The sequence below is a fragment of the Methanomassiliicoccus luminyensis B10 genome (assembly GCF_000308215.1).
GTDB lineage: Archaea > Thermoplasmatota > Thermoplasmata > Methanomassiliicoccales > Methanomassiliicoccaceae > Methanomassiliicoccus > Methanomassiliicoccus luminyensis.
The window spans coordinates 87,143-101,448 of record NZ_CAJE01000015.1 but is presented as its reverse complement, the minus strand read 5'-3'; the positions used below and the strand labels follow the sequence as shown (position 1 = coordinate 101,448).

The 14,306-nt window shown below is 58.8% G+C and carries 15 protein-coding genes and 1 tRNA gene; 9 read left to right on the top strand and 7 right to left on the bottom strand.

Annotated features, from left to right (window positions below):
- Window positions 1–110: 110 nt before the first annotated feature.
- Window positions 111–290, top strand: a complete 180-nt coding sequence (locus WYS_RS09535) for a hypothetical protein (protein WP_019177943.1) — start codon at window positions 111–113, stop codon at window positions 288–290.
- A 56-nt stretch (window positions 291–346) separates the two neighbouring features.
- On the opposite strand, the gene WYS_RS09530 is transcribed toward WYS_RS09535, so the two are convergent.
- A complete protein-coding gene (locus WYS_RS09530) occupies window positions 347–1,096 on the bottom strand; it encodes a ZIP family metal transporter (protein WP_019177942.1) in 750 nt (249 codons plus the stop codon).
- Between the two features lie 153 nt (window positions 1,097–1,249).
- Here WYS_RS09530 and WYS_RS09525 point away from each other — a divergent pair.
- Window positions 1,250–1,324 (top strand) — tRNA-Glu (locus WYS_RS09525).
- Window positions 1,325–1,388: 64 nt separating this feature from the next.
- Here the strand turns inward: WYS_RS09525 and WYS_RS16095 are convergent.
- Complete coding sequence (locus tag WYS_RS16095; protein ID WP_019177941.1) at window positions 1,389–1,556, bottom strand: hypothetical protein; 168 nt, start codon at window positions 1,554–1,556, stop codon at window positions 1,389–1,391.
- A complete protein-coding gene (locus tag WYS_RS09515) occupies window positions 1,546–1,869 on the bottom strand; it encodes a winged helix-turn-helix transcriptional regulator (RefSeq protein ID WP_019177940.1) in 324 nt (107 codons plus the stop codon). The genes WYS_RS16095 and WYS_RS09515 overlap by 11 nt, the downstream gene beginning before the upstream one ends.
- Before the next feature lie 146 nt (window positions 1,870–2,015).
- Here WYS_RS09515 and WYS_RS09510 point away from each other — a divergent pair, with 146 nt between their 5' ends.
- The 5 genes from WYS_RS09510 to WYS_RS09490 all read left to right on the top strand — a co-directional run bounded on the left by WYS_RS09510 (window position 2,016) and on the right by WYS_RS09490 (window position 8,031).
- Entirely contained in the window at window positions 2,016–2,702 is a 687-nt protein-coding gene (locus tag WYS_RS09510) for an SDR family NAD(P)-dependent oxidoreductase (protein ID WP_019177939.1), read from the top strand.
- 60 nt (window positions 2,703–2,762) lie between these two features.
- Complete coding sequence (locus tag WYS_RS09505; protein ID WP_081579939.1) at window positions 2,763–3,242, top strand: NAD(P)-dependent oxidoreductase; 480 nt, start codon at window positions 2,763–2,765, stop codon at window positions 3,240–3,242.
- Window positions 3,243–4,303: 1,061 nt separating this feature from the next.
- Window positions 4,304–4,798 (top strand): CDP-alcohol phosphatidyltransferase family protein, encoded by a 495-nt coding sequence (locus WYS_RS14945; protein WP_019177936.1) that lies wholly within the window; start codon window positions 4,304–4,306, stop codon window positions 4,796–4,798.
- Between the two features lie 140 nt (window positions 4,799–4,938).
- Window positions 4,939–5,298: an ArsR/SmtB family transcription factor gene (locus WYS_RS09495; RefSeq protein WP_019177935.1), complete on the top strand. Its 360-nt coding sequence runs from the start codon at window positions 4,939–4,941 to the stop codon at window positions 5,296–5,298.
- A gap of 378 nt (window positions 5,299–5,676) precedes the next feature.
- Entirely contained in the window at window positions 5,677–8,031 is a 2,355-nt protein-coding gene (locus WYS_RS09490; protein WP_019177934.1) for a heavy metal translocating P-type ATPase, read from the top strand.
- A gap of 56 nt (window positions 8,032–8,087) precedes the next feature.
- Here the strand turns inward: WYS_RS09490 and WYS_RS14940 are convergent, their stop codons facing one another.
- Both WYS_RS14940 and WYS_RS09480 read right to left on the bottom strand, forming a co-directional pair.
- Window positions 8,088–9,470, bottom strand: a complete 1,383-nt coding sequence (locus WYS_RS14940) for an NCS2 family permease (protein WP_019177933.1) — start codon at window positions 9,468–9,470, stop codon at window positions 8,088–8,090.
- 157 nt (window positions 9,471–9,627) lie between these two features.
- Window positions 9,628–10,092, bottom strand: coding sequence for a flavodoxin family protein (locus WYS_RS09480; RefSeq protein ID WP_019177932.1), 465 nt, complete (start codon window positions 10,090–10,092; stop codon window positions 9,628–9,630).
- 183 nt (window positions 10,093–10,275) lie between these two features.
- On the opposite strand from WYS_RS09480, the gene WYS_RS09475 reads away from it, so the two are divergent.
- Both WYS_RS09475 and thsA read left to right on the top strand, forming a co-directional pair.
- A complete protein-coding gene (locus tag WYS_RS09475) occupies window positions 10,276–10,830 on the top strand; it encodes a hypothetical protein (RefSeq protein WP_019177931.1) in 555 nt (184 codons plus the stop codon).
- A 180-nt stretch (window positions 10,831–11,010) separates the two neighbouring features.
- A complete protein-coding gene (gene thsA, locus WYS_RS09470; protein WP_019177930.1) occupies window positions 11,011–12,618 on the top strand; it encodes a thermosome subunit alpha in 1,608 nt (535 codons plus the stop codon).
- A gap of 14 nt (window positions 12,619–12,632) precedes the next feature.
- Here thsA and purN read toward each other — a convergent pair whose 3' ends face one another.
- Both purN and WYS_RS09460 read right to left on the bottom strand, forming a co-directional pair.
- On the bottom strand, window positions 12,633–13,421 hold the full coding sequence (purN, locus tag WYS_RS09465) for a phosphoribosylglycinamide formyltransferase (protein ID WP_019177929.1): 789 nt from the start codon (window positions 13,419–13,421) through the stop codon (window positions 12,633–12,635).
- A 168-nt stretch (window positions 13,422–13,589) separates the two neighbouring features.
- Entirely contained in the window at window positions 13,590–14,195 is a 606-nt protein-coding gene (locus WYS_RS09460; protein ID WP_019177928.1) for an isochorismatase family protein, read from the bottom strand.
- Between the last annotated feature and the right edge of the window lie 111 nt (window positions 14,196–14,306).

Genomic DNA, 14,306 nt, shown 5'->3' with positions numbered 1-14,306 from the left:
CCCGGGCAGGGTGGTTCGCCATAGCGTCGGCCTCGGCGCCTCATCCCAAGGATTGCTCTCGACAAGGTATAACATCAGCAAGGTCCGTGGTCGCCGCAGAGGTATCGTGCATGACCAATTGCAGCGACATGAAGATGGGCCAGACGTATGTGTGCGGAGAATGCGGCCTCGAGCTCAAGGTAGTCACCGAGTGCAGCGAGTGCGGGCCGTCGCCCCCGTCAAGCTCGTGCGGCTGTGTCGAGAACTGCGTGTTCGAATGCTGCGGCCAGCCCCTCAGGGTCAAGGGCTGAGCGGACCGCCTCCTTCGAACCAAAAGCTCGCTACCAAACCCCCACTCTTTTCCCGATCATCCGATGTAGAGTGACGCCAGGTTGAACAGGAAGAACGATCCGATCAGGATGAGCACATTGATCCTGGAGTCCCTCTCCCCCCTATGGGCCTCGGGAACGATCTCCTCCGCAATGAGGGTGAGGAGCAGCCCTGCGGCGAACGCGATGATGCATAGCTGGTAGATCTCCGGCTGTCCGCGAAGTCCCCAGTAGCCCAGGGTCACACCGAGGAATATGGGGAGGGCCAGGGTCAGCAGGATGACCTCGCGGGACCTCTTGTTGGTCCCGAAGCTCCGGAACGAGATCATGGTCGCCAGGCCTTCGGGGATGTTACTGATCATCTGGCCGATCGCCAGAACCAGGGCCAGCGACATGGAGAGGATAGTGCCCGTGCCGATCAGCAGGCCGTCGGTGAACAGCTCCAAGGCTACGCCCACGTACAGGGGCCACGGTCCCCCGGGACCCTCCCCGGTCCGGCCGCCCACCCGATAGCTGACGTGGCTGGTGACGCTGTCCAGCGCCAGGAAGCCGATCCCTCCCATGGCCATGAATGTGATGGTGATGGCGGCGTGCTCCTCCTGGAGGATGAGCGGCAACAGCTCCACCGAGACGATGGAGACGATGATGCCGGCGGTCCCGTGCAGGGCCATGCTGAGCGCCCTCTTGGAGACACTTATGCCCTCGGCTATGGCGCCTCCGAGGAGATACCCTGCGGCCGGAAGCAGGCACAGTATCAGGGCGGAGTAGAAGACGTCGGCATCGGCCATTCCACCGCATGATTGGACGCCGGGTTAGATAAGCATCACAGGCCGATGCAGGGGCGTTCGATAGGGAGCCCCGGTCCATATTGGACGTCGATGCACGCCGCGCCCCATCTGGATAAGAGTTAAGTACTACTTTCCTTATCGAACATGCCACACGCTCCTGTAGTGTAGTCCGGCCAATCATTCGGGCCTTTCGAGTCCGATACCCGGGTTCGAATCCCGGCAGGAGCACTCAACCACTTATCCAGACATTCTTATTTTCGGTTCAATTAAAATGGTTTTTATCTCGACCCGCTCAAACCCTTTCCCTCTTTATCTGGCCGACCGGCCGGAGCTCGCTGTTCGGACCCTTCATCCAGTTCCACCACCCGGACCCGTCCAACAAGCGAGAGAACGTCGGGAGGAGATCGTTCACGGCCACTCTTGGAAGACCGTGCAAGTTGAAGAGGGCCTTATTTTTCATCCTCCTTAAGCCATTTCATCCCCCATTTGACCATGGCGAAAAAGACCTGTTCGAAGTCACGTCCTTTCTCTGTTAGGCCATACTCCACTCTGATTGGGGAAGTGGGATGCACGATACGTATAACGATCCCGTTGGATTCAAGGCTCTTCAAGGCGTCTGAAAGGGATTTTGTACTGATCCCCAAGGTCTTACTCAGTTCGTTAAAACGTTTTGGTCCCGAATGCAATTCCCCCATTATAACAAACGACCATTTGCCTCCGAGGATGTCCATTATCTGTTTGACTGCTTTTGCACACTCGCTATGGCGCTCCATGCTCTCAGACCTTTTATCCTAAAGTGTTTTTAATTGATTATAGTAAGTATATTATTATTTACTAAGTATAGTTAAGTAACGTAATTTATATTATAAAGTAACTCCTTCAAGTAAAGTCGCCTTAAAAAATCGAGGGGTGCAATATCATGAAAACGATGGTCATAGCGGGTGCTGGTAAAGGGCTGGGGCTGTCTCTTGCCAAGCGTTTCGGTGAAGAGGGCTTTCAAATCGCGCTGGTGGCACGCAATGCCGAAAATCTTCAATCAATGACAGCTGGGTTGAAGGAGAAAGGGATCGAAGCTTCCTACTTTATTGCTGATGTCAGTAACAAAGATCAGATGCAAAAAGCCGTGTCCGATATAAAAGCAAAATATGGTCGGATTGATGTCATGGAGTTTAGCCCAGCATCAAGAGGCACTATGCCCGCCACTGCATTGGAGGTGACTGCGGAAAACACGAGAGAATATTTTGAGAATGTAGTGATAGGCGCGATTAATGTGGTAAACAGTATCGTTCCAGATATGGTGGAGCGCGGTGAGGGGGCCTTGCTTTTTACCAGCGGGCTATCCGCAATGTATCCCATCCCTATGCTGAGTAACGTCGGCATATCTATGGCGGGATTGCGCAACTATGTCGCCAATCTTCATGCCGCATTGTCTCCTAGAGGGATCCTAGTGGTACACCGCCCATTGGGAGTATTGATAAAGGCCGGGACAGGTGCGGTGAACGATCCAGACGTAATCGCGGATATGTGGTATGATGCATATGTAAAAAAGCTGGATGGCGAAGAGGAATATCCGAAGGGCGTCACCCCCAAAACAATGATGTTTTGACCTTCAGCGGCAGGAAAAGAGAGCATTTTACCAGTGAAAGCATGCCTGAAGGAAGACTAAATGAGACTCACGGTGTTTGGTTCAACGGGGAGAACAGGACAGGAGATTGTCCGTCAAGCATTGGGTCGCGGATATGCGGTGACAGCCTATGCCCGCAACCCCCAGAAGATTGATTTTACACACCCCCATCTGACCGTGGTGCCGGGAGAGCTGAGCGACAGGGACGCCATGAAGGTGGCCGTACTGGGAGCTGATTGCATCATCAGCGCCCTAGGGCCCGCCGGTCCGGTGCGCGATACCGCCCTGAGCGACGGCGTGGGCAACATGCTGTCCGCGATGGGGGAATGCGACGTGAGCAGGCTGGTCCTGCTGTCCACGATAAGCTCTCCTGACTCCAATGACCACGGGGACCTTCGCTCCAAGCTCATGGTGGGCATGGTAAAGCGGAGCTATCCCGGCAACTATGCCGAGATCGTCCGCATCGGCCAGTTGGTGAGCGGTTCCAACATTGATTGGACTCTGACAGGATACCTTTGCTGAACGATAAGCCCCTCTCCAAGAAGGTGCGTGCAGGCTACTTGGGGCACAAGGCCGTTGGGTCGACCATCTCGCGTGCGGACCTGGCCTGGTTCATGCTGGAACAGGTGGAGAGTTCGGAATATTCTCGGAGAGCGCCCGCAGTTAGCAACTGAAAGGGCTTAGTCTAGTGTTTAGTTTTATATCGGCATGGATAGGCGCTAGCTTATTGATCGGACGTCTCTGTTGCAAAACTCGCGCTCCGGTCGAAATATGGGCTGGACGCATCGTTCGACAGTGGTTTAATCATTACCTCTCGATCAATCTTTTGTTGTCTGAAGCGGCAGGTCGGTGGTATATAATCATGCGCATCTAAGGCGTATCTGGTCGTTATCATGATCGCCTCGCTACCGCTGCAGATAGAAACGTCTGCTCTAACACACTGATGAGTTTTGAAACAGGACCTATCCATTCTCCTAGAATTGCGGCCGATCAACCCGCTCAATATCCTGACCATGAAAACGAGACTCTATGAACCAGTGAAAAGCAACCTTCGCCCGTTTATGGCGATATATTTACCACAGCGTAGCCGCTTCAGCAGAGCATCAATCCTGGTAGCGACAAAGCATGATAGGCATTGGCCCCAGTGCGCCAGGTTAGGTCCCGGTAGGGGCTGGGAACCGTTCCCCTACGTTCCGCTAAGGCTCCCTGGCGACGAGCGGACTCTGCCTCATCTGTATGGGGATGAATAGCCGCAGACGATGTATCAGCGGGCATCTAACCTAACTAAAGAAACTTATGGGAAAGTGGATTACCAGTATTATTTGAGTCGCTCCCTGGCAGGAGCCTTCACCACTCTAATGGCCGAACTTTTGGCCGCCCCTTCTAGCGTGTTTGGTGCACATATGCTTCTCCTGAAAACATGGATGCAATCCTAAAATAGTCCCTGCCGTATCGCTAATCGATAGTTAAGTCATGGTGCCGAGGAGCTCGACCTCATCGAGCGCCGACTGACACGGGCGGGGAGAAAAATAGCTTTCAGGGATGGGGACCTCATAGCCGGCTACAGGGCGAGCTATGGCTTCGTGCCGTCAGCGATCACCACGTCCAGGGTCCTGGCTGTGCCGCTGTTCTCGTACACTATCATCAGAGAGTTCCGGGAGGCCTCGCTGCTCATCCTCCTGCTCCTGTGCCTCACCGACGTACTGGATGGCTATGTTGCCAGGAAGCTCAACGCAACCTCGTCCGCGGGGGCGTACTTCGACGCCTTCGCCGATTTCCTGGTGGTCACGGCGGCGCTGGTCGCGTTCACTGTCAACGGCACGTACCCGTTCTGGACAGTGCTGATCGTGATCGCCATGTTCTTGCAGTTCCTAGCGACCTCGAGGCTCTGGGGGCCGGTCTACGACCCGGTCGGGAAGTACTATGGCGGGGCCCTGTTCATGATGGTGCTTCTCACGTTGGTGTTCCAGGATAGTTTAGTCTACGGTATTCTGTTCGCCGCGTTCATTTTGTTAACCATAGTGTCATTGACAAGCCGTTATCTGTTTCTGTTTAGCCGCTGGACCGGGAGCAACTGACCCCGCGGCAAATGCGCAAGTTTTTGGCGGTTTCATCAGGGGTGTTGCCATCGATCGGTCCGCGTCGGCCCTGCTGACGTTCCCTGGCACAACCATTAATCAATGACAATGCATTGTCAATCCCCAAGGAGAGGCAATGAATGAGGCGCAAAGCCGTCACATGTTCCTGCGAGACCGTCCCCCACGATGTTATAGAGAAGGTCGATCGGGCCATGCTGCCCGCTTCTGAAGTAAACGGCCTCTCCGCGATATTCAAGATAATCGGTGACCCGACCCGCATCCGCATCATGTGGGCCTTGAACGAATCAGAATTGTGCGGGTGCGAACTGGCGGCTGTGCTCGGCACGACCAGGTCCGCTGTGTCCCATCAGCTCAGGACATTAAGGGACGCGAAGCTGGTGAAGTTCAGGCGCGAAGGAAAGAACGTGTACTACAGTTTGGACGATCAGCATGTGACCGACATCGTCAGATTGGCCCTGGCCCACCTTAACCACGAGTGAATGGGGCGGGACGAACGCCTTTCATTTTTCTTTTTTTGCATCTTTCTACTAATGTCAATGGGCCAGCAAATTCGAGATGGAGGGCGGGGCACCCCCGTTCGTGTTCCCTGGTGATCAGCACCATGCCCCGATGCGATCCCGCCTAGGCCCGTATCCCCTCTCAATACTCAAAACAGTTGAGCAAACATTCAAGTATTCCCTGTCCATACGATTGAACAGTCATTCAACCGTATGTACCGGAAGGGGAACTAATCATGAACCCCCTGGGCCGGAAAGGCCGGATTGCGCCGACCGCGCAGCATAGGGTGAAAAGTAGAAAAAAAAGGCTGGCATCAACTCAGCCAGTGCGAATATCATAAGTGCGTTAACGGGGACAAGATGATCAGCGCCGACTCGATATTAGTAGCCTCTAACCAGCAGGTCGAGAAAGAGTTCTACGTAAGCGGTTCGGACCGCGCAGGGGCGGCATCCGAGATAGAGGCAGCAGCAATGATGGTTCCGGGAGTGAAGAGCACCCACCTGTCGCCCGCGACCCGCAGGCTGCTGGTCGCCGCGGACACCCCGGGATTCGATTTTTCGAAAGTGGAGGAGGCCATAACAAGGCTGGGCTACTCGGTAGGGCTCGAAAGCTCCGGTCGGCCTTTGCGCCTAAGGGTGGAGGGAATGTGCTGCGCCAACGAGTCCGAGATGCTGAGGAAAAAACTGAAATCGATCAATGGGGTCGACAAGATCGAGATAAATCTGGTTTCCCAACAGGCGGACCTCTCCTACGATCCGGCCCTGACCTCGGTGCAAAGCATCATCAAGGCCATCGCCGAGACCGGCCTTAAATCGTCCCCTGTCCGGTCGGTGGAAGAAAAGCCCGCAAAGACGTGGAGGGAACGCATACAGATAATCTCCTTGTCAATATGCGGAACTCTGGTGGTCATAGCATTGCTGATGGAGCTGCTCCATTTTCCCCAGGGTTCGACCCAGATCGTATGGGGGGCGGCGATCCTGGTAGGCATCTACTTCCCCGCCAAGATGGGGATTATGGGCTTGAGGACCCTGACCCTGAACATACGCATGCTGATGGTCGTCGGGGCGATAGGGGCCATCCTGCTGGGCCTTTGGGAGGAAGCGGCGATCCTGGTGTTCGTATACTCGTTGGGTGACGTATTGGAGACCTATGCGGTGGACCGGGCGAGAGGGGCCGTGCGGGCACTGGTGGAGCTGGCGCCCAAGGAAGCGTTGATCCGCAGGGATGGCTGCGAGGTCACCTTGCCGGTCAGCGAGATCAAGGTCGGGGATGTGGCCATCGTGCGGCCTGGGGTGAAGGTCCCTGTCGATGGCACCGTCATATCCGGGACCTCGTTCATCGACCAATCGACCATCACCGGCGAATCGGTACCTGTGGAGAAGAAGCAGGGGGACGAGGTTTTCGCCGGGACCATCAACCAGAAAGGCTCCGTTGAGGTCTCCGTGGCCAAGGCGTCGAATGATACCACCTTGGTCAAGATCATTCATGCGGTCGAAGAGGCCCAGGCGAAAAAGACCACATATCAGAGGTTCGCCGAGAAGTTCAGCAAATACTACACCCCCGCCATGTTCCTGCTCGGTGTGGCCGTGGCCACGGTCCCGCCGGCATTTTTCGGTGCAGACCTGGAATCTTCGATCTATCGAGGGCTTACCGTCTTCGTCGTCTCCTGCTCTTGCGGCCTGGCCCTGTCCGTTCCGGTCGGCATAGTGTCCAGTACGGCCAAGGCGGCGAGGAATGGAATACTGTTCAGGGGTGGGGCCTACATCGAGTCGGCGCAGTCCGTCAGAGCAATCGCTTTCGACAAGACCGGGACCCTTACCATAGGGAGGCCGAGCGTGACGGACATAGTCGTCACCGATGGGTACTCGGAAGAGGAGATCCTGGCCATCGTGGGCGCCATCGAATCCCGTTCGGAGCACCCCATCGCCGAGGCCATAGTCAGGAGGGCAAGGGAGAACGGGCCTCTGGACCTTGAGCATATGGAGCATTTCGAGTCGATCTCCGGGCTGGGGGTCATGGCGTGGATGAACGGCACCGAATATTACCTGGGAGATCCAAGGTTATTCCAGAAGATGGGCGTACCTCTGGCCGGGGCGCAGGACGTCATCTCCCGTTTGCAGAAGGAGGGCAAAACGGCGGTCGTACTCGGTTCCAGGGAAGGAGCGGTCGGTGTTATCGCGGTGGCCGACCGGATAAGGCCCGAGGTACCGCAGGTGATCGCTGACCTCAAGAGGTCGGGCCTTAGGGTGGTGATGCTCACTGGGGACAACGAGGAGGCGGCAAAGGCCATCGCCTCATCGGTCGGGGTCGACGAATATCTCGCACAGTTATTGCCCGAAGCGAAGGTGGATGCCTTGAAAAAGCTCAAGGAAAAATATGGGCACGTGGCCATGGTGGGCGACGGGGTCAACGACGCTCCCGCGCTGGCCACGGCAGACATCGGCATCGCGATGGGCGCAGCCGGTACGGACATCGCCATAGAGACCGGGGACATCGTCCTCATGTCGGACGACCTTTCGAAGCTGCCTTTCATGCTAAAGCTGAGCAAGAGGGCGACCAGGAACATCAAGCAGAACATCGGAGCATCGCTGGCCATAATCTCCTTCCTGATCCCGGCAGCTCTGTTAGGGTTCCTGAGCCTCACGCTTGGGTTGTTCATCAACGAGTCCGGCGCGCTTCTGGTCATACTTAACGCGCTGCGGCTCCTCAGATGACCGTTGCGTATTCAACGCATGGCCCGTCCCGTGATGAGGCAGCGGTCTCCGTCCCCTCAGTAGGGATACACCGCGAACAACATCAATCCAAGCGCGAAGAGCAGCCAGATGGTGCGGTTCAGCTCGCTCTTTCTCCCCGATGCCACCATGGCCAGCGGATAAGCTATCAGCCCAATGGCCAGGCCGAACCCGATGTTGAAGGTGAACAGCATGAAGGCGATGGTGAGGACCACCGTGATGGCCTGGGGCATGTCGTCGAAGTCGATCTTCTTGATGGGGGTCATCATGCTTATGCCGACCACCACCAGCGCCGGGGCGGCCACGATGCCCAGGAATCCCGTGGGGATGCCCCCGAAGAACGGGGTCAGCGCGAGCATGGACAGGAACAGCAGCCCGGCCACCACGGCCGTCTTCCCCGTCCGCCCGCCCTGCTCCAGCCCCGACGCCGACTCCACGAACGTCCCGGCGGTGCTGGTCCCGAACAGTCCGCCCACCACCGTGGATGCGGCGTCCACCTGCATGACCCTGTCGATACCGGACATCCTCCCCTTCTCGTCCAGCATACCGGCCTTGGAGCCCAGTCCCAGGATGGTGCCGGCGGTGTCAAAGAAGTCCATCATGAACATGACCAGGATCACCGGCAGCAGGGTGAGGTTCAGCGCCCCGGCTATGTCCAGCTGGAACAGCACCTCGCCCCAGTCGGGGATGGGGCCGAACGGCGACGGCACCGAGGAGGGGAGATCGGTCCCGATGCCCAGCCCTCCCAGCAGGAAGCCCAGGGCCAGCATTGCGCCCATGCCTATCAGGATGGAACCGGGCACCTTCTTCAGGTGGAGGAACAGGGTCACGGCGATGCCGATGAAGACCAGGGCGATCTCCGGACGGGCCAGGTCGCCGATCTGCACCGGCGCTCCCGGCGACCCCGGGACGGCGATGCCGGCGTTGGCCAGCCCGATGAACAGGAGGAACAGGCCGAGCGCCACCCCCCACGCCGCGGACAGGAACGGGGGGATGGAGTCCAGAAGGGTCTTCCTCCATCCGGAAACGGAGATCAGGAGGAACAGCAGGCCGGCGATGAACACCGCGCCGAGGGCGGCGTTCCAGGTGACCCCGAGCCCGAGCACCACCGCGTAGGCGAAGAAGGCGTTCTCGCCCATGTATGGGGCCATGGCGAAAGGCTTCTTGGCATAAAGCCCGCAGGCCAGGGTCGCCACCCCCGCGACGATGATGGTCGCGACCATGGTCGGTCCGAAGGGCATGCCCGCGGCCGACAGGATGATCGGGTTGACGATTATGATGTAGGCCATGGTCATGAACGTGGTGGCCCCGGCCAATATCTCCCTGCGATTATCGGACATTACGGCCGGCCTGTCATCGGTCCGGACCTCGCGAGAACTTTCTTCAGCGGTGGCATCCATGGCCTTGGTCCCTGGGACCATGCAATGCCGCATTATTATCTTGTCGCCTCTTTTCCAATGCGCTTCCAGACCTCGGAGCGATGCTGCGAGGGATGGGGAAGGCCGTCAGAACGCTTCACCGGCGTGACGTCCCGTACCCACGAGCCCGAATGAGGCGATGCGGCCGATCTCCCTGCTGTTACTTTGGCAGCGCTTTCGCCAGCTCCCTGCCCCAGGCCAGGGCCTTCTCTTCCTCCCCGGCTTTCAACTTGGGGAGCTTCTCCTCGTTAGCCACATAAGATATCAGCGGCGGAGCGGCGATCCTGAAGCCCATCTCGGTCAGGCCCTTCTCCATGTGCTTGTTGGCGTTGCCGCTCACGCTGGACTCGAACTGGGTGTCGAAGGTCGCCGCGAGCTTTCCCGAGAAGTCGCTCCCCTTGAGCCCGGCCAGGTATTCCTTCATCCTCTTGGACGGCCTCCAGGCCATGGTGGGCGCGCCCACTACGAGGCAGTCATAGTCCTTGACGTTGGCCTTCCCGGCGTCCTCGACAAAGTACGAGTCCACCGCCGTTCCGCTCTCCTTAAGCCCCGACACCACCAGCTCCGCGACCTTGCCGGTCACCTTCGCTGCCGACACCGTATCGTACACTACTAGCACTTTCATGCAAACTCCTCCTCTTTGGGCAGAATTTGTATCTTCGTCCGGCATAATAATGGTATCACCGGATCGTAAGGTGGAAAATGAGGGAAGTATGACCCTCTGGCCCGGCCGTCCTATATAATTCCCCCTCCCTCCATTCTTCTCATCGGTTAGTGAAAAATGCCAGCGTTCCTTCCCCATCCATCCATGCTCCGAGATATCGAAGGTCTGATCGCCGAATTGTGCTCCAACGTCACCCATCTGCTCAACGACCTTGGCTCTGAAGGCTCGGCCCCCCGCCCCCTTCCCGTGGACCGACTGAGGAACTGGGCCCGGGAGAGCTATCAGGACCTGTACCGGGAAAAAGCGCTGCTCGTAATCAGGAAGCTGAAGCTGAACGAGCTCCTCGACCCCGACGAGATCAGGCTGGTAGGGGAGTGGATGGTGGGCGATCTTGAGATCTACCATCGCGTGGAGGACCACGTGGAGATGTGGAAGAAAGATCTGAGGGAGGTATGCCAGAGGCTCTCCGACCTCTCTCACGGCGGGGTCAGCACCGACGCCAGGTCATTGCTGCACATACAGGCCGAGGCCATAGAGATGGACCACCTCCTGAAGGACCTGGACCGCTACCATCGCACCCTCGACCGGGTCAGGAGATACCGTGCCTTCATCGGGCAGGACATCAACGCCATGAAGCGGGAGGAGAAGGTCCGTCTTGCCGACCTGCTGAGGGCGATGGTCTATTCTGATGAGATATAACGGAGCATGGCCCTCTCCGGGTCCCTGCTCCGCGGAAGGGCGGAACCATCAAGAACCGCCAGTGACAGATAGGCATTGTAGTCCGCAGACGGGGGACCGCGTCCGGCCGCTCACGACGGATCATCGCCGGGGAGACCGCACTGATCGTGCCGTCTAGACCGGACAGGAGGAGGACTGGAAATGGGCATGGGTGGAACCCCCATATTGCTGTTCGAGGAAGGCACCAAGAGGGAGCAGGGAAAGGACGCGCAGTACGACAACATCAGGGCCGCCATGACCGTGGCCGACGCGGTCAAGAGCACCCTGGGCCCGCGAGGAATGGACAAGATGATGATCAGCTCCGCCGGGGACGTCATCATCACCAATGATGGCATCACCATCCTGAAAGAGATGGACGTCCAGCACCCCGCCGCCAGGATGATGGTGGAGGTCGCCAGGACCCTTGACGAGGAGGCCGGGGATGGCACCACCACCGCCGCGGTGCTGGCGGGCGAGCTGCTAAAGAAGGCCATCGGCCTCATCGACTCCAACATCCACCCGACCGTGATCGCCAGCGGGTACAGGATGGCCTCGGAGAGGGCCATTGAGGTCCTGGGAACGCTCGGCATCGCCACGGCCACGGACGACACCGCGGCGCTCAGTAAGGTCGCCATGACTGCGATGATGAGCAAGGCGGTCACGGGCTCGAGGGAGCACCTGGCGGACCTGGCTGTGAAGGCGGTAGGAGCGGTCGCGGAGGTCGTCGGGAACCGCCGGTCGGTGGACCTGGGCAATATCCAGATCGTGAAGAGGCAGGGCGGCTCGATGGAGAGTTCCGAGCTAGTGCAGGGCGTCATCCTGGACAGGGGCCCGGCCCTTCGCTCGATGCCAAAAGCGGTGAAGGATGCCAAGATCGCCCTCCTGAGCTCGGCACTGGAGGTCAGGAAGACCGAGGTCTCCGCCGAGATCAAGATCACCGAGACCTCGCAGCGCCGGGCCTTCCTGGAAGAGGAGGAAGCCTCCCTTAGGCGGATGGCCGGCCGGCTGAGGAGGGCCGGGGCCAACGTGGTCATCTCGCAGAAGGCCATCGACGACCGCATCCAGAACATCCTGGTCAAGGAGGGTGTCGTGGCGGTGCAGAACGTAAAGGCGCCGGACCTGGAGAAGCTGTCCAAGGCCACCGGGGCCAACATCGTGGACCGGCCCAGCGAGCTGGAGCCCGGGGACCTGGGAAGTGCAAGGTCCGTCGAGGCTAGGAAGGTCGAGGACGGCGAGCTCACCTTCGTCACCGGGTGCAAGGACCCCAAAGCGGTCGCGCTGCTGCTCCGCGGGGGCACCGCCCATGTGGTGGACGAGGTGGACCGCTCATTGGACGATGCCCTGAACGTCGTCAGGCTGGCCGTCGAGGACGGACAGGCGGTCACGGGCGGCGGCTCCACCGCAGTGGAGCTTTCGATGAGGCTGCGGGACTATGCAGACTCGGTGGGCGGCAGGGAGCAGATGGTGGTGTCCGCGTTCGCCGATGCGCTGGAGGTGGTGCCGGCGACCCTGGCGGAGAACGCTGGGCTGGACCCCATCGACATGCTCGTCGAGCTGCGCAACGCTCACCAGGGGGGGAAGGTGAACGTCGGGGTGAACTTGCTCACCGGCAAAGCATCGGACATGCGAAGGGAGAACGTGCTGGAACCGATGAGGGCCAACCGGCAGATCATAAGCTCGGCCGCCGAGGCCGCCATAATGATAATCCGCATCGACGATGTGATCTCCGCAAAAGGATCCCCCCGCCAGGAGAGCATCGGCCCGGAGTGAGCGGGCCTCGCGCCTCACTCTATCCTGTCGCCGAGCCATAGGAGCTTGTCGACCTTCCGGCCGTCCCTGTCATAAAGGACGCCGCCCCTCATCACCATCTCGCCGTCGACCAGCATCTTGATGGTCTCCATGAGCAGCGGGGCCTCTCTCCTGACCTCCTCGGCGCGGATGCTCTTGACGAAGTCCTCCTTGGACTGCTCGCCCTTCCTCAGCGGCCCGATGTCGAAGGAGTCATAGGCGATGATGGGCCCGCGGTCCAGCTCGGGGCTGCAGATGTGCACGGTCGAGCCGTATTCGGCGTCGTTGTTCTCGACCACCTGCCCCACTATCTCCTCCCAGGTACCCTTGTAGGTGTCCGGCAGAGCGGGGTGGAGGTTGATCAGCGGGAACCGCCGGCAGGTCTCGGGGTCGATGATCAACATGTAGCCGGCCAGGACCCCGAAGTCCATGTCGTACTTGGATATCCGCTCCCTGACCTTTTCCCCGTAGGCGTCCCGCCATGCCTCGATATCCTTCTGCTTCAGCTCGGGCATGAAGGCGTCCGAGGGAAAGATGATGACGGGGATGCCCCGTTCCTTGGCCATCTCGATAATCTTGGCGCGGTACTCGTTGCCCTTGACGTCCCTGTTGATGAAAATGAACGAAAGCCGGGCGTCGATGTCCCCATCGCTCAACCGGTCCAGCATCATGGTGAAGAGATTGAACGACCCGGGGCCTCTGGCAGTGGTGAACCAACCGATCTTCTTCATGGGATCCTCGGGCATCGACACGGTGGTCCCGGACCGCGTCCGGGAAGCTACCATGGTATTACTGGACATCGATATAATATGTATCGATACGTTCCGGCCTGCTGGATTCTTCGGAGAGTGCCCCTGATAGCAACAAATTTCGTTTCATAGAAACCATTATATCTCAATAGGAGATTTAATATCGGGCCAGCCGAGACCTATCTCCAACTTCCCCACATTTTCTTAGTCTGGGCTGGTCACACTTTTTCTCCCTAATCTCAGCGCGGCCAGTATCTCTTGGGTACTCCTCACTTTGCCCAGCCTCTTGAGGATCAGCTCCACCGACATATCGTGGAACTCCTTGGACGCGGAGGTCATGGCGTCCTCGGCGAATATCTGGTCATACCCAAGCTCGTATGCGGCCCTGGCGGTACCCTCCACCCCGAAGTTGGTGGCGATGCCGCACATAATGATGGTCCTGACGCCCAGCCGGCGCAGCCGCAGGTCCAGATCGGTGCCATAGAACGCCCCCCACTGTCTCTTCGTGACGATAATGTCCGTCGGCGCCGGCATAACTTCGTCGACAAAGTCCGCCCATCCTTCCGGTGAGTCAAGAGGGTCGAGGGGAGGCAGGTCGCTGTCGGGGTCCAGCGCGATGTCCCTCCTCAGCTCGACGCGCACCAGGAAGACGGGGATGGACCTCCCCCGGAACGCCTCCATCAGGCGGACGGACCTCTCGATGACTTCCTTCGCAGGGTAAGGCCCCAGGTCCGGGTCCCCCGCTATGCCCTTCTGCAGGTCGATGACCACCAAGGCGGTGCTCTCTCCGATCACGAGGTCTCGGGACATGCTGTCCGATAGGGCGCCGTTAGTCCATAAACATGCCCCAAATGCGGCGGCAGACGTTGGCAGGGTCCTGACTAGATCATCGGGAACGCCCCCGCCGTTCCGATAGACCTG